15 protein-coding genes are annotated in these 14063 nt (G+C 66.4%); 11 read left to right on the forward strand and 4 right to left on the reverse strand.

The genetic code is table 11. The features are described from left to right. The first annotated feature begins 13 nt into the window (after positions 1-13). The 10 genes from bchL to A6W98_RS05615 all read left to right on the forward strand — a co-directional run bounded on the left by bchL (position 14) and on the right by A6W98_RS05615 (position 7884). A complete protein-coding gene (bchL, locus tag A6W98_RS05570; protein WP_042458897.1) occupies positions 14-910 on the forward strand; it encodes a ferredoxin:protochlorophyllide reductase (ATP-dependent) iron-sulfur ATP-binding protein in 897 nt (298 codons plus the stop codon). Then, a complete protein-coding gene (gene bchM, locus A6W98_RS05575) occupies positions 910-1593 on the forward strand; it encodes a magnesium protoporphyrin IX methyltransferase (protein WP_042458900.1) in 684 nt (227 codons plus the stop codon). The genes bchL and bchM overlap by 1 nt, the downstream gene beginning before the upstream one ends. Then, entirely contained in the window at positions 1590-3029 is a 1440-nt protein-coding gene (locus A6W98_RS05580) for a PucC family protein (protein WP_042458904.1), read from the forward strand. Before bchM ends, A6W98_RS05580 begins: the two co-directional genes overlap by 4 nt. A gap of 18 nt (positions 3030-3047) precedes the next feature. Beyond that, a complete protein-coding gene (puhA, locus tag A6W98_RS05585) occupies positions 3048-3830 on the forward strand; it encodes a photosynthetic reaction center subunit H (RefSeq protein WP_042458906.1) in 783 nt (260 codons plus the stop codon). A gap of 12 nt (positions 3831-3842) precedes the next feature. Further along, complete coding sequence (puhB, locus tag A6W98_RS05590) at positions 3843-4475, forward strand: photosynthetic complex putative assembly protein PuhB (protein WP_042458909.1); 633 nt, start codon at positions 3843-3845, stop codon at positions 4473-4475. A 6-nt stretch (positions 4476-4481) separates the two neighbouring features. Then, positions 4482-4946: a photosynthetic complex assembly protein PuhC gene (gene puhC / locus A6W98_RS05595; RefSeq protein WP_042458912.1), complete on the forward strand. Its 465-nt coding sequence runs from the start codon at positions 4482-4484 to the stop codon at positions 4944-4946. A 51-nt stretch (positions 4947-4997) separates the two neighbouring features. Continuing rightward, positions 4998-5294, forward strand: a complete 297-nt coding sequence (locus A6W98_RS05600; protein ID WP_042458914.1) for a hypothetical protein — start codon at positions 4998-5000, stop codon at positions 5292-5294. Further along, positions 5291-6406 carry a magnesium-protoporphyrin IX monomethyl ester (oxidative) cyclase gene (acsF, locus tag A6W98_RS05605; protein WP_042458917.1) on the forward strand — a complete coding sequence of 372 codons (1116 nt, stop codon included), beginning with the start codon at positions 5291-5293 and terminating at the stop codon, positions 6404-6406. The genes A6W98_RS05600 and acsF overlap by 4 nt, the downstream gene beginning before the upstream one ends. Next, the gene (puhE, locus tag A6W98_RS05610) at positions 6403-7224 is read left to right on the forward strand and encodes a putative photosynthetic complex assembly protein PuhE (protein WP_042458920.1); all 822 of its coding nucleotides are present in this window, start codon (positions 6403-6405) and stop codon (positions 7222-7224) included. Before acsF ends, puhE begins: the two co-directional genes overlap by 4 nt. Before the next feature lie 216 nt (positions 7225-7440). Beyond that, entirely contained in the window at positions 7441-7884 is a 444-nt protein-coding gene (locus A6W98_RS05615) for a c-type cytochrome (RefSeq protein WP_042458924.1), read from the forward strand. An 80-nt stretch (positions 7885-7964) separates the two neighbouring features. Here the strand turns inward: A6W98_RS05615 and bchO are convergent, their stop codons facing one another. From bchO to A6W98_RS05635, 4 genes are read right to left on the reverse strand one after another with little or no spacing between them, the layout of a single operon-like run. Beyond that, positions 7965-8828 carry an alpha/beta fold hydrolase BchO gene (gene bchO / locus A6W98_RS05620; RefSeq protein ID WP_042458926.1) on the reverse strand — a complete coding sequence of 288 codons (864 nt, stop codon included), beginning with the start codon at positions 8826-8828 and terminating at the stop codon, positions 7965-7967. A gap of 8 nt (positions 8829-8836) precedes the next feature. After that, positions 8837-10540 carry a magnesium chelatase subunit D gene (locus tag A6W98_RS05625; protein WP_042464606.1) on the reverse strand — a complete coding sequence of 568 codons (1704 nt, stop codon included), beginning with the start codon at positions 10538-10540 and terminating at the stop codon, positions 8837-8839. After that, positions 10533-11546 (reverse strand): magnesium chelatase ATPase subunit I, encoded by a 1014-nt coding sequence (bchI, locus tag A6W98_RS05630; RefSeq protein WP_042458929.1) that lies wholly within the window; start codon positions 11544-11546, stop codon positions 10533-10535. Before bchI ends, A6W98_RS05625 begins: the two co-directional genes overlap by 8 nt. Beyond that, on the reverse strand, positions 11543-12373 hold the full coding sequence (locus tag A6W98_RS05635) for a hypothetical protein (RefSeq protein WP_052677940.1): 831 nt from the start codon (positions 12371-12373) through the stop codon (positions 11543-11545). The genes bchI and A6W98_RS05635 overlap by 4 nt, the downstream gene beginning before the upstream one ends. A 132-nt stretch (positions 12374-12505) precedes the next feature. On the opposite strand from A6W98_RS05635, the gene A6W98_RS05640 reads away from it, so the two are divergent. Next, the gene (locus A6W98_RS05640; protein ID WP_042458932.1) at positions 12506-14062 is read left to right on the forward strand and encodes a phytoene desaturase; all 1557 of its coding nucleotides are present in this window, start codon (positions 12506-12508) and stop codon (positions 14060-14062) included. Position 14063 lies beyond the last annotated feature (1 nt).

Genomic DNA, 14063 nt, shown 5'->3' on the forward strand with positions numbered 1-14063 from the left:
ACGGAGGGAACCAATGAGCCCCAGAGACGACATTCCTGTGCTGAAGGGCGAAGACGGCGAAGGCTCCGTCCAGGTCCATCAGGACGAAACGATGAAGATCGAGGGGGCGAAGGTCTTTTCGATCTACGGCAAGGGCGGGATCGGCAAGTCGACGACCTCGTCGAACCTGTCGGCGGCCTTCTCGATGCTGGGCAAGCGCGTGCTGCAGATCGGCTGCGATCCCAAGCACGATTCGACCTTCACCCTCACCGGCCATCTGCAATCCACGGTGATCGACGTGCTCAAGGAGGTGGATTTCCACCCCGAAGAACTGCGCCCCGAGGATTTCATGGTCGAGGGCTTCAACGGCGTGATGTGCGTCGAGGCGGGCGGACCGCCGGCGGGCACCGGCTGCGGCGGCTATGTCGTGGGCCAGACCGTCAAGCTGCTCAAGCAGCACCACATGCTGGAAGATACCGATGTGGTGATCTTCGACGTCCTGGGCGACGTGGTCTGCGGCGGCTTCGCGGCGCCCTTGCAACATGCCGACCGGGCGGTGATCGTGACCGCGAACGATTTCGACTCGATCTACGCCATGAACCGGATCATCGCCGCGGTTCAGGCCAAGTCCAAGAACTACAACGTGCGGCTTGCGGGTTGCATCGCGAACCGCTCCGAGGATACCGATCAGGTCGACAAGTATTGCAACCGGGTGGGCTTCGACCGGATTGCGCATATGCCGCTGGTCGATGCGATCCGGCGTTCGCGGCTGATGAAGAAAACGCTGTTCGAGATGCCCGATGACGAGGATATCGTGCAGTGCCGTGCCGAATATGTGCGGCTGGCGGAATTGCTTCTGGCCGGGACAGAGCCCCTGGCGCCGCATCCGCTGCCGGACCGGGAAATCTTTGAATTGCTTGGGTTCGATTGATGGACAGCTACGCCCGCACCCGGGAACGACTCGAGACCTATTTCGGCCGCACGGCCGCCAAGACGTGGGAGAACCTGACCTCCGACGCGCCGGTATCGCGCATCCGCCAGACGGTGCGCGAGGGGCGCGACCAGATGCGTGCCGCGATGCTGGCGCGGCTGCCCGAGGACCTGACCGGCTGCCGCGTGCTCGATGCCGGTTGCGGCGCCGGGCCGATGACGCTGGAGCTCGTCCAGCGCGGCGCCGAGGTGGTGGCCTGCGACATTTCGCAAAGCCTGCTTGATGTCGCGAAAAGCCGGATCCCCGACAAGTATCATCGCCAGATCACCTTCGTGGCGGGCGACATGCTGAGCGAACGGCTGGGGCGTTTCGACTATGTCATGGCGATGGACAGCCTGATCCACTATCAGGCCCGCGACATCGCCGAGGCCCTGGGCAAGCTTGCGCCCCGCACCCGCGGCAAGATCGTCTTCACCGTCGCGCCGAAGACGCCGCTGCTGAGCGTCATGCATGTGACCGGCAAGCTCTTCCCGCGGTCGGACCGCTCGCCCCGGATCATTCCGCATTCCGAGGCCAGGATTGCCAGCGCGCTGCGCAAGGCCCTGGTCAAGGGGCGGCTGCGCGCCGTCGCGCGGGTCGCCAAGGGGTTTTATATCAGCCAGGCCATGGAGCTTGAAAGATGAGCAAGAAGCCTCATCCCCTGACCAGGATGTCGGCGAAGTTCCTTCCCTTCGCCGATGCCGCCTCGGACGGTCTGCCGATGAACGAGCTGTTGCGGCTGTCGCTGTTCCAGGTGTCGGTGGGGATGGCGACGGTGATGCTGCTGGGCACGCTGAACCGGGTGATGATCGTCGAGCTTTCGGTGCCGGCGATCGTCGTGGCGATGATGATCGCCGTGCCGGTCCTGGTCGCGCCCTTCCGCGCGCTGATGGGCTTTCGGTCCGACAATCACAGATCGGCCATCGGCTGGAAGCGCGTCCCCTACATGTGGTTCGGCACGCTCTGGCAGATGGGCGGGCTGGCGATCATGCCGTTTTCGCTTTTGCTGTTGTCGGGCGACCAGACGCTGGGCCCGACCTGGGCGGGCGAGGTCTTTGCCGCCATCGCCTTCCTGATGACCGGCCTCGGGCTGCACATGACCCAGACCGCGGGCCTGGCGCTGGCCTCGGATCGCGCCACCGACGAGACCCGGCCGCGGGTGGTGGCGCTGCTTTACGTCATGTTCCTCCTGGGGATGGGGATTTCGTCCATCGTCATCGGCTGGCTCCTGCGCGATTTCTCGTCTATCCGGCTGATCCGGGTGGTGCAGGGCGCCGCCGTGGTGACGATCCTGCTGAACCTCGTCGCGCTCTGGAAACAGGAGCGCATGTGCCCGATGTCGAAGGAAGAGCGCGAGGCGCCGCAGCCGGGCTTCGGCGATGCCTGGCGCGACTTCCTGAAGGGCGGCAGCGCCGGACGGCTTCTGGCGGTTGTGTTCGTCGGCACGCTGGCCTTCTCGATGCAGGATGTGCTGCTGGAACCCTATGGCGGGCAGATCCTCGGGCTGTCGGTCTCATCGACCACGCTTCTGACCGCGCTTTGGGCCTTCGGGGCGCTGATCGGCTTCGGGCTGGCGGCGCGCTGGCTGGGGCAGGGCATGAATTCGCACCGGATGGGGGCGCTGGGCATTCTCGGCGGCATCGTCGCCTTCACCCTGGTGATCTTTGCCGGGCCGCTGCATTCGGGCCTTCTGTTCTTCTTCGGCGCGATGCTGATCGGCTTTGGCGGCGGGCTGTTCTCGGTCTCGACCCTGACCGCGGCGATGGCGCTGCCGGTGCGGGATTTCGCCGGTCGCGGGCTTGCGCTCGGGGCCTGGGGCGCGGCGCAGGCCACCGCCTCGGGGCTGGCCGTGGCGCTGGGCGGGGCCTTGCGCGACGGAATCGGGCATCTCGCGACGGCGGGCGTTCTGGGCGAAGGGCTCAACACGCCGGCCACCGGATACGCGGCGGTCTACCACATTGAGATCGTCCTTCTCTTCGTGACACTCATGGTTCTGGGGCCGCTTGTGCGCCCACAGGACCGCAACCATCCCAACAGGGATTCCTCGGCCAAGATCGGGCTGGCCGACTTCCCAACCTGACCCGGAGGACCGATACCCATGGTCAACGCTTTTTTCGGAAACTTCGACATTGCCAGTCTGGCCATCTGGTCGTTCTGGCTGTTCTTCGCTGGGCTGATCTTCTATCTCCAGCGGATGAACATGCATGAGGGCTACCCGCTGGAAGACGAGGTGGGGAATGCCGCGCCGAACCAGGGCATGTTCCCGCTGCCCGCGGCCAAGACCTTCAAGCTGCCGCATGGCCAGGGCGAAAAGACCGTGCCCGACATGCAGACCGACCCCCGCAACGCGGATCTGGCACTGCAGAAGGTCACCAAGAGCAACGGCTACCCGCTGGAGCCGACCGGCGATCCGATGGTCGACGGCGTGGGCCCGGCTGCCTGGTGCGCCCGCAAGGACGAGCCCGAGCTCGACGGCCGCGGCCATCCGAAGATCCAGCCGCTCTCGGTGCTGAAGACCTTCAAGGTCTCGGCCGGTCGCGACCCGCGCGGCATGCCGGTGATCGCGGGCGACGGCGAGGCGGTCGGCACCATTGTCGACATGTGGGTCGACGAGCCCGAACAGCTGGTGCGCTATCTCGAACTGGAACTTGACGAGGCCCATGGCGGCGGCCGCCGCCTGCTGCCGATGCAGCTGGCCAAGATCGGCTGGTTCAAGCCCGAGGTCTCGGTGCACTCGATCTACGGCAAGCATTTCGCCGCCGTTCCGACCATCAAGTCGGCCAAGCAGATCACCAAGCTCGAAGAAGACAAGGTCTGTGCCTATTACGCGGGCGGCAAGCTTTACGCCGACCCCGCCGAGCGGCTCGAACCGCAATTCTGAGGAAGGGACGCAATGTCCGACGACGATTTCGCCGCCGAACCGATCAAGGGACTGCCGGAGCGCCTGCCCGAGGGGGAACATATCCTCTGGCAGGGCCGGCCCGACTGGTGGGCGCTCGCCCGTGAGAGCCTCGCCCTGTTCTGGGTGGGCGGTTATTTCGTCGTTCTCTTCCTGTGGCGCATGATCGTCGCTGCCGAGACCATGCCCTGGTCGCAGGCGGCGGTCGCGTCGTCGTTCTTCCTGGTCCTGGGGGCCGTGGTCTGCCTGCTGCTGCTGATCACGGCCTTCGTCCAGGCGCGGGCCACCGTCTATACCGTCACCAACCGGCGTGTGGCGCTCCGGATCGGAGCGGCGCTCGATATGACGCTGAACCTGCCCTATACCCAGATCGGCAATGCCAATCTCGACCTTCGGAAATCCGGGAGCGGCACGATCGCCTTCGAATTGATGGGAACGACCAAGTTCTCGTATCTTCTGTGCTGGCCCCATATCCGTCCCTGGCGGATGGCCCGCACGGAACCCGCGTTCCGCTGTATCCCCGACGCGGCGAAGATCGCCCGACTGATTGCCGACGCGGCGGAAACGCGGGTCTCCGAGCCCCGGCTCACGCGCGTCGATGCCGACGACACCGTCGCAGCGGAGTAGCAGAAGATGGCTCGAAACAACCGGCATACCGGCCCTTACAACCACGGAGAGAAGATCCCTCCGATCCTGATCAAGGGCATGTTCGGGGTCGCGCTTTTCGCGCTGATCCTGGTGAGTTACGCGCGGCTGACCGACCGGCCGCTCGACGCGCTTCCTGATGCGGGAGCCCCGGTGGCGGTGGAGCGCCAGATCGTGATCAGCGCCAAGATCGACGGCTCGGCGAAGGTCTACGATACCGAGGGCAACCAGGTCTTCGAGTTCGCCCCCAACGAGGGCGGCTTCGTGGCCGGGGTCTGGCGGGCGCTCGAGCTCAAGCGCAAGCAGGCCGGCGTGCCGCTCGACGCCCCGGTCCGTCTGGTCCGGTTCGAGGATGGGCGGATTTCTCTGTACGACGACCAGACAGGCTGGCGTGCGGAACTGGTCGGCTTCGGTGCCGACAACACGGCAGCCTTCGCGCGGCTGCTGGACTGACCGGAGGGATCGGGAACATGCCCTCCACATCTAAAAACAGGGAACCGAAAGATGGGAATTTTCACCCGACGGAAGGAGACCGCACCTTGTACGGTTGAGGTCTCGCACAGGTTCGAAAGCCTGCATGCGCATGTCCGGTTCAACAACGGGGCCGTCGTGCATCCGGGCGACGAGGTGCTGGTGCAGGGCCCCGAGATCATGGCCCCCTATGGCGAAGTGGTCAGGGAGGACCGCACCGCCATCATCACCCGGGCCACGCCGCTCGAACGTCTGTGGACGCGACTGACCGGCGATCTGGAATTCATGGAGCTTTGCGAATTCTCCTTTTCCGAGGAGGTGAAGCTGTGAACGCCCATACCGCCGATGCCACCACCGTCGAGGAAAGCCTCGCGATTCAGGAACAGCAGGCCGTTCTGGACAGCGAGACCGCGACCGCCGTCGCGATGCAGGACACCCTGCTGACGCCGCGCTTCTACACCACCGATTTCGAGGCGCTCGACGCCATCGACGTGACCCCGGTCCGGGCCGACTGGGACGCGCTGATCGCCGAGATGCAGGCCGATCCGAACAAGGGCCATTTCCGCAAGGACGAGACCTGGGACCATGTCGACTGGGACGGGATGGAGCCCGAGTTGAAGAAGGAGTTCATCGACTTCCTGATCAGCTCCTGCACCGCCGAGTTTTCGGGCTGCGTGCTCTACAAGGAGATGAAGCGTCGCGGCTCGAACCATGACGTGACCGAGCTGTTCCAGCTGATGGCCCGCGACGAGGCGCGCCATGCAGGCTTCATCAACGACGCGCTGCGCGAGGCCGGGATCGCGGTCAATCTTGGCTTTCTGACCCAGAAGAAGAAATACACCTACTTCCGGCCGAAATTCATCTACTACGCCACCTATCTGAGCGAGAAGATCGGCTATGCCCGCTACATCACGATCTTCCGCCATCTCGAGGCGCATCCGGAAAAGCGGTTCCACCCGATCTTCAAGTGGTTCCGCGAATGGTGCAATGACGAGTTCCGCCATGGCGAGGCCTTCGCGCTTCTGATGAAGACCGACCCGAAACTGACCTCGGGCGTCAATGTGCTGTGGATCAAGTTCTTCCTGACCGCGGTCTTCGCCACCATGCATGTGCGCGACCACCAGCGGCCCGAATTTCACAAGGCACTGGGCGTCGATACCGACTGGTACGGCCAGGAGGTCTTCCGCAAGACCTCGGAGCTGTCGCGGCAGATCTTCCCGATCACGCTCGATATCGACCATCCGCGCTGGGCCAGGGGCCTGGCCGCCCTGCAGGAGGCCAGCGTCGCCATCGACGCGGCGCGCAAGCGCGGCGGCGTGGCCGGCAAGCTCGCCCAATGGGCGGGATCGGCCCGGGCGGCCGGGGCCTTCCTGTCGCTTCTGACGATCCCCGCGCGGCGGCATGAGGTGCCGGCCTCGCCCCGTCTGGAGCCAGTCTATTGATCGCAACGGCGTGGTTCGCGGCACTGGCCGCCTTCTTCATCTGGTGGTTCTCGACCGGGGCAATCCTGATCGTCGTGCGCCGCGCCGAACATCGCGGCCGCCTTGCGCATCTTCGGGCCACGGTCATGGCCCTGCCGCTTCTGGGCGGCGGGGTGTGGCTGTTCGAGGTGACCCGCCATGTCGAGACCGTGGCGACCGCCTATCTGGCCTTTCTCTCGGCCATCGCGATCTGGGGCTGGGTCGAACTGGCCTTCCTGACCGGTGTCATCACCGGGCCGAACACGACCCGCTGTCACCCGCATGCGCGCGGCTGGGAGAGGTTCATGCGGGCCTATGGCACCATCGCCTATCACGAGACGCTGCTGGTGGTGATCCTGTTCGCGATGCTGGTCACCAGCCACGGTTCGGCCAACGGGGTCGGGGTCTGGACCTTCATCGTCCTGTTCTTCGCCCGGATCTCGGCCAAGCTGAACCTGTTTCTCGGCGTGCCCAAGATCAATATCGAGTTCCTGCCGACGCCGCTTTCGCATCTGCCCAGCCATTTCAAGATCTCGCGGCTGAACTGGCTGTTCCCGATTTCGATCTCGGCGCTGACCTTTGCGGTGGCCTGTTTCATGGAGCGGCTTTTCGCGGTCGGCGCGCCGCATGACAAGGTGGGCTTCGGGCTTCTGACCACGATCACCGCGCTGGCGCTGCTGGAGCACTGGCTGATGGTGCTGCCGCTGCCCGATGAACGGCTCTGGCGCTGGATGCTGCCCGAGCGGAAGGCAAGCGCCGAGAAGGACAAGATCCCGTCCAACGACCTGAGCAGGACCTGACCGGCACCGCTTGCGAATCGGTTCGGGGCGGCCCCGGGCGCATCCGGTCTGGAAATGGACGAAAACCAGAGTTTCGCGTCAGGCGTGTACGGCTTCGGGGTCGTCTGGGGTTAATACTTTGATCGTAAATCCTTTTTTTAGCAACCCATATAGATTGACCTTCGGAGACCCGCGTTCCATGTTATGCACCGGTTCAGCTGAGTCAGGGAGAGACCCATGATTTCTAAATTCGCCATCGCCGCCACCGCCGCGGCCATGATTGCCGGTCCGGCGCTTGCCCTCGATGTGACGGGCGATGCGGCTGCGGGCGAGAAGGTCTTCAACAAGGTCTGCCAGACCTGCCATGTGGTCAAGAACGACGCGGGCGAGGTGGTTGCCGGTCGCAATGCCAAGGTCGGCCCGAACCTGTTCCAGATGCCCGGTCGCCATGCCGCCGCCATCGATGGCTTCCGCTATTCCAAGCTGATGAAGGAAGCCGGCGAGAAGGGTCTGGTCTGGACCGAGGAAGAGCTGGTCAAATACGTGCCGAACCCGACCGAGTTCCTGCGCAATTACACCGAAGATCCGAAGGGTCGCGGGCTGATGACCAATCAGCGCGTGAAGGAACAGGAAATCCGCGACGTCTTCGCCTATATCGCGAGCTTCGGCATCCACGAATAAGCGCGTCCCGTCCTGCGAAACGGCCGCTGGTAGCCCCGGCGGCCTTTTTGCTGGCCGGAGGCCCGACCGGGCGCGGCGGCCTACAGATGCTGTGCGAGGAAGGTCTCGATCCGGGCCGTGACCGCTTCGGGGGCCTCTTCATGGGCCAGATGGCCGAGCCCTGGGAACCGCGCGAGCTCGGCCTGCGGCAACCTCGCCGCTGCACGCACCGAGCCCGCGACCGGCACCGCGCGATCGTCCTCTCCCACGATCAGAAGCGTCGGCAGGTCGATCCCGGGCAGGTCGTGCCAGAGCCCGTCCAGAGACCATTGCGCCACCATGGCCAGCGTCGCGTCGGTATGGTGGCGGTCGGCCACGAGCCGACGGTAGAGCGCGAGCCCCTCGGGCGAGATCCGGCTGCCGATCCCGGCGATCATGTATTCGACCCCGGCGGCATTGCCGAGCCAGCGCGAGATTTCCGAGGCCGAGAACGGGTTCAGCGCCATCATCCGCGCCATCATCGGAAACAGGAAGCCTGCGGCCCCCTTGAACGCCTCCAGCGCGGCGTTGATCCCGACCAGGGCCCGCGGCGGCTGTTTCAGGTCGCGCACCATCCGAAGCGCCAGCGCGGCGCCGGCGGAATGGCCTATGATGGCGTCGGGTTGCAGCCCCTCGCCGTCAAGCAGCGCCGAGATGTCCCGGCTCATCGCATTGAGGCTGCAGCGCTGGCGGGCGCCGAGCTTGGTGAAGCCCTGACCGGGCAGGTCGAGCGCGACCACGTGATAGCGCTCGGCGAGGATCGGGAAGACATCGCGCCAGCTATGGGTGGCGCCGCCGGTGCCGTGCAGCAACAGCAGGACCGGCCCGTCGCCGGCCTCCTGAAGGTGCCAGTAATGCGGGCGGTGGCGCACGAACCGGGAGAATTCCCGGTTCGGCCAGTCATATCCGTCCCGGTCCCAGTCCATGCGTCCCCTCAGGCGTCGAGCGCGGCCGATACGGCGGTCGAGAGCCGGTCGGCATCGGCCCTCGGCAGCGGGATATAGGGCGCGCCCAGCGTCTCGGCCAGGGCCTTCAGCGACCGCTCGGGCCGCTGGCCCATGTCGATCACCATGGCCGGATAGCCGTTGGCCCGGATCGCGGTCGCCATCCGCGTCGCATCCTCGGTCGCCATCGTCCTGTTGGCGGTGCCGTCAAGCGCGATATTCGCCCGCCCGTCGGTCAGCAGCGCGACGGTCGGCGTCATGCCCCGCCCCTTGGACTGGATCGCCAGTTCCAGCGCGGTCTTCAGCCCCGCCGCCAGCGGCGTGCCGCCGCCGCCCGGAAGCGCCGCGAGCCGCCGCTTGGTCTGCACCAGCGACCGCGTCGGCGGCAGCAGCAGCTCGGCCGCCTCGCCCCGGAACGCGACCAGCGCGACATGGTCGCGCCTAGCATAGGCCTCGGCCAGCAGCAGCTCGACCGCGCCTTTGGCCTCGGCCAGACGGGTCATCGCCGCCGAGCCCGAGGCATCGACCACGAAGATCAGGAGCCGGTCGGATTTCTCCTCGAAGCGCTTGATCCGGAAGTCGTCCGTGCGGATGTGCAGGGACCGCTCGAAGCTCGATTCGCGTTTGCGGATGGTCTGCCAGGGCGCGGCCGCGCGCAGCGTCGAGATCACGTCGAGCCGGGCACCGGTATCGAGCCGTCCGCGCCGCGGCGGGATCGGCCGTCCGCGTCGGTTGCCCTTGCGCTTGGCGCCGGCGCCGGAAATGCCGCCGCCCGCGCGCTGCGCCTTCTGCGCGGCGAGATTGGCCAGCAGATCGGCCGGAAGCGTGGCCTTGGCGGCCTCGAGCAGGATGTCCTGCAGCGGCAAATCGTCCAGCGACTGGCTTTCGCCCTCGTCCTGATCGTTCTGGTTCTGCTCGGGGTCGGGATCGGGCGGGGGCGGGTCCTGCGGCGGCTGCTCGTCCTCGTCCGGTTCCTCCTCGGGGAACTGCGTGGCACGGGGCGCCAGCACCAGCTGGACGGCGGCGCTCAGATCGTCCTGATCGACCTCGTCATTGCCCGCCAGCGCGGCCAGCGCCTTGGCGGCCTTCAGCGCCAGCATCGGCGCACGCAGCGAGTCGATGCCCAGCCGCACCGCAAGAATCGTCAGATCCTCCAGCACCTTGTCGCCCGCCCGAACGCCCGGCAGCCGGGCCCGGGCCGCGGCCAGCGCGTCCCCGTCCATCGCGATGCGCTCGGTCTGGCCCCAGGGCAGGGCGTCGAGATCGAGATGCAGCGCCAGCCGGTCGGTCAGCGCCTCGGGCAGGGTCTCCTGCGGCTCGGCGCCCTCGTCCATCGCGACCAGGCAATGCCCGGTGCCCTGATCGAGCGCCCCGGCCAGCCGCGCGGCCAAGCCCGGCTGGGTGCGTTCGGCCATCGGCAGAACCAGGATCGCGGGCTCGGCCAGAAGGCCCGCCCGCTCGACCAGCTTGCCCGAGGACAGTGTCGCGGTCAGGTCGATGCCGCCGAAAAGCTGCTCGTCGCCGATCGAGGGATGCAGGCGCTTGAGCGGCAGGGGCAGGGCGGGCAGGGCCTCGATCACCCGGTCGCGCACCGGCCCCGACCGGGCGCGGAGCCACAGGCCCCCCAGCCCGGCCGGATCGACGGCCAGTGCGTTCAGGCCGATCTCGACCCGGGTCCAGATGCCGTCAGGCAGGCTCACCCAGCACCTCCTCGACCACACGGCCCACGCGGGTGGTGGACCCGGCCTCGTCCAGAGGATCGCGGCGCAGGCGGTGGCGCAGCGCCGAGGGCGCGACCTGGCGCACATGCGCCCGGCTGACCGCATCGGCCCCCTCGAAGGCCGCCAGCGCGCGCGAGGCCTTCAGCAGCGTCAGCTCGCCCCTCAGCCCGTCCGAGCCCAGCGCAAGGCACAGCTCGGCGCAGTCGCGCAGCACCGCCTCGTCGCTTTTCATCGTTTTCAGATGGTTGCGGGCGGCGATGATCTTCTCGCGCAGATCGGCATCGGCAGGGCGCCATGTCTCCATGAAGCCCTCATAGTCCATCTCGTAGCTGTCGCGACGGCGGATCACCTCGATCCGGGTGTCGATATCCTTGGGCGAGGAGACCTCGACCGACAGCCCGAACCGGTCGAGAAGCTGCGGCCGCAGCTCGCCCTCTTCGGGGTTGCCCGAGCCGACCAGCACGAAGCGGGCCGGGTGCCGGATCGACAGGCCCTCGCGCTCGACCACGTTCTCGCCCGACTGGGCGACGTCAAGCAGCAGGTCGACGATGTGATCCTCGAGAAGGTTGACCTCGTCGATATAGAGATAGCCGCGATTGGCCCGGGCCAGCAGGCCCGGCTCGAACGCCTTCTCGCCGTTGGTCAGCGCCTTCTCGATGTCGAGGGCGCCGACCACCCGGTCCTCGGTCACGCCGAGCGGCAGATCGACGACGGGGGTCGGCCGGGTGACGATCTCGGTCGAGGTCAGATGCGCCCAGTCCGGGCACCGGTCGAGCGAGGGCGAGTTGACCGGGCAGCTTGCCACCGCCTGGATCGGCGGCAGCAGCGCGGCCAGCGCGCGGACGGCCGTCGATTTGCCGGTTCCGCGGTCGCCGAACACCAGAACGCCACCGATCCCCGGATCGATCGCCGTGAGGATCATCGCCTGCTTCATCTCCTCCTGGCCGACGATGGCGGAGAAGGGAAAGGGTTGAGTCATGCGGACACTTTCGATTTCTTGGACCCCCGGGACTTCCTGGGAGCTTTCTTGGGCTTCGCGGGCGCTTGGGCCGCGGGTTTCTCGGTCGCGGCGGGCTCGGCAGGGGCCGGAGCGGCCGGTCTGGAGTCCGATTTCAGCTTGGCCATCGGGCTGCCGCCTTCCCACGTACCCTCTTCCTCGAGGATTTTGAAGCGGGCATAAAGGTCTTCCTTGAACCAGTGATCGCCATAGGCGGCCCGGATCGCGCGGCCATGCGGGGTCTGGCCATGGGCGAAGCCCGCCATGGTGCCGGTGCCCTGCCAGAGCGAGAAGGTCACCTGCTGCACCCAGGGCACCTCGGCCAGGCCCATGTGGAAGACGCAGGTCGGATCGGCCGCGACCTCTTTCTGGATCTGCGGCACATGCTTCCAGAACTGCAGCGCGACCGGCAGCTTGACGGTGGCGCGGGTCAGGACGGCCAGCGGGCCTTCCTCGGCCTTCTCGGTCACCTGCAGCGGCTCGACCCCGGACCACATGCCGCGGGCCGAGGTGGGGGTGAGGTAGATCGTATAGGTCTCGCAGGAATGATCGCGCAGCGTCCGGTGGGTGATCGAGCCCTTCAGGCCCGCCTTGGCGGTGGCCATGTCGGGCCAGACGCAGAGAATCGCGTTGACGTCGACATTGGGGCGGGGGTTGAACCCCTCATCCGAGCCGGTGCCCAGAAGCTTGAAGAATTCCAGCCCCGGAACCGACTTCAGCGCGAAGCGCCCGCGGGCCATCTGGCTCAGCGCTTCGAGGCGCGAAGCCCAGTTGTCATAACGGAAAAAACTGATGGTGACGACTTGCATTTGCGACTCTCCTAAACCGGCTGTCGATCATCTTCTGGGCTCTTCGGGGTGCGACCGCAAGGAACCTGCCGCCCCCGGCGCGTATCCGGTAGAAGCATTGTAAACTAAACTAGACAGGTTTAACCTAGCGACATGATGACACGAGTCGATCCCGCCCTGGCGGATGAAGCTGTTCGGGCGGGCCGCCCGCACGCCGTTGTAATCGGAGCCGGGTTGGGCGGGCTTGCCGCCGCGATGCGGCTTGGCGCCAAGGGCTACCGGGTGACGGTGGTCGACAAGCTCGACATGCCCGGCGGGCGCGGTTCGGCGATCTGGCAGGACGGGCACCGCTTCGATCTGGGGCCGACCATCGTCACCGTGCCGCAGGTCTTCCGCGAACTCTGGGCCGCCTGCGGGCGCGATTTCGACCAGGATGTCACGCTGGCGCCGATGGATCCGTTCTACGAGATCGTCTTCGCCGATGGCGAGCGTTTCCGGGCGCAGCAGGATACCGAGAAGATGCGGGCCGAGGTGGCGCGGATCTCGCCCGACGACCTGGCGGGCTATGACCAGTTCCTGAAGGATGCCGAGAAGCGTTACTGGTTCGGCTTCGAGGGGCTCGGCCGCCGTCCGATGAACGAATGGAAGGATCTGGTGAAGGTCCTGCACATCTTCGGGATGCTGCGCGCCGACCGTTCGGTCTATGCCCATGCCGCGAGCCGGGTGAAGGACGAACGCCTGCGCATGGCGCTGTCCTTCCATCCGCTGTTCATCGGCGGCGACCCGTTCAACGTCACCTCGATGTACATCCTCGTGAGCTATCTCGAGAAGGAATTCGGCGTGCATTACGCGATGGGCGGCGTCGCCGCGCTCGCGGAGGCCATGGCCGGGGTGATCGAGGGCCAGGGCGGTACGCTCCGGATGAAGACCGAGGTCGACGAGATCCTGGTGAAGAAGCATCGCGCGACCGGGGTCCGGCTGGCCTCGGGCGAGGTGCTGAACGCCGATGTCGTGGTCTCGAATGCCGATGCGGGCTTCACCTACAGCCACCTTCTGCGCAACACCCGCCGCTGGCGGTGGACCGACGAGAGCCTGGCGAAGAAGCGCTGGTCGATGGGCCTGTTCGTCTGGTATTTCGGCACCAAGGGCACCCGCGGCAAATGGGCCGATGTGGGCCATCACACCGTGCTGAACGGGCCGCGCTACAAGGGGCTGGTGAAGGACATCTTCTTCCGGCCCGAGGAACTGGCCGAGGATATGAGCCTTTACATCCACCGGCCGACGGTCACCGACCCCTCGGCCGCGCCCGAGGGCGACGACACCTTCTATGCGCTGTCGCCGGTGCCGAACCTGCATTGCGACAACCCCGTCGACTGGAAGGCTCATGCCGAAAGCTACCGCCAATCGGTGCAGGCGGTGATGGAAGAGAAACTGCTGCCGGGGCTTGGCGAGCATGTCTCGACCAGCCTCGTCTTCACCCCTGAAAGCTTCCAGTCGCGCTATCTCTCGCCCTATGGCGCGGGTTTCTCGCTGGAGCCCCGGATCTTCCAGAGCGCCAATTTCCGTCCGCACAATGTCAGCGAGGAGGTCGAGGGCCTCTATCTGGTGGGCGCGGGCACCCATCCCGGCGCGGGCCTGCCCAGCGTCGTCACCTCGGCCGAGGTGATGGCCAAGCTGGTGCCCGATGCGGACAGCGTCGCGGCAGGCTGAG

Source organism: Rhodovulum sulfidophilum DSM 1374, from assembly GCF_001633165.1.
GTDB lineage: Bacteria > Pseudomonadota > Alphaproteobacteria > Rhodobacterales > Rhodobacteraceae > Rhodovulum > Rhodovulum sulfidophilum.

Bases quoted from the DNA above. Each gene is read 5' to 3' on its own strand.
- bchL (WP_042458897.1), top strand. From the start codon at position 14: ATGAGCCCCAGAGACGACATTCCTGTGCTGAAGGGCGAAGACGGCGAA.
- bchM (WP_042458900.1), top strand. From the start codon at position 910: ATGGACAGCTACGCCCGCACCCGGGAACGACTCGAGACCTATTTCGGC.
- A6W98_RS05580 (WP_042458904.1), top strand. From the start codon at position 1,590: ATGAGCAAGAAGCCTCATCCCCTGACCAGGATGTCGGCGAAGTTCCTT.
- puhA (WP_042458906.1), top strand. From the start codon at position 3,048: ATGGTCAACGCTTTTTTCGGAAACTTCGACATTGCCAGTCTGGCCATC.
- puhB (WP_042458909.1), top strand. From the start codon at position 3,843: ATGTCCGACGACGATTTCGCCGCCGAACCGATCAAGGGACTGCCGGAG.
- puhC (WP_042458912.1), top strand. From the start codon at position 4,482: ATGGCTCGAAACAACCGGCATACCGGCCCTTACAACCACGGAGAGAAG.
- A6W98_RS05600 (WP_042458914.1), top strand. From the start codon at position 4,998: ATGGGAATTTTCACCCGACGGAAGGAGACCGCACCTTGTACGGTTGAG.
- A6W98_RS05615 (WP_042458924.1), top strand. From the start codon at position 7,441: ATGATTTCTAAATTCGCCATCGCCGCCACCGCCGCGGCCATGATTGCC.
- bchO (WP_042458926.1), bottom strand. From the start codon at position 8,828: ATGGACTGGGACCGGGACGGATATGACTGGCCGAACCGGGAATTCTCC.
- bchI (WP_042458929.1), bottom strand. From the start codon at position 11,546: ATGACTCAACCCTTTCCCTTCTCCGCCATCGTCGGCCAGGAGGAGATG.
- A6W98_RS05635 (WP_052677940.1), bottom strand. From the start codon at position 12,373: ATGCAAGTCGTCACCATCAGTTTTTTCCGTTATGACAACTGGGCTTCG.
- A6W98_RS05640 (WP_042458932.1), top strand. From the start codon at position 12,506: ATGATGACACGAGTCGATCCCGCCCTGGCGGATGAAGCTGTTCGGGCG.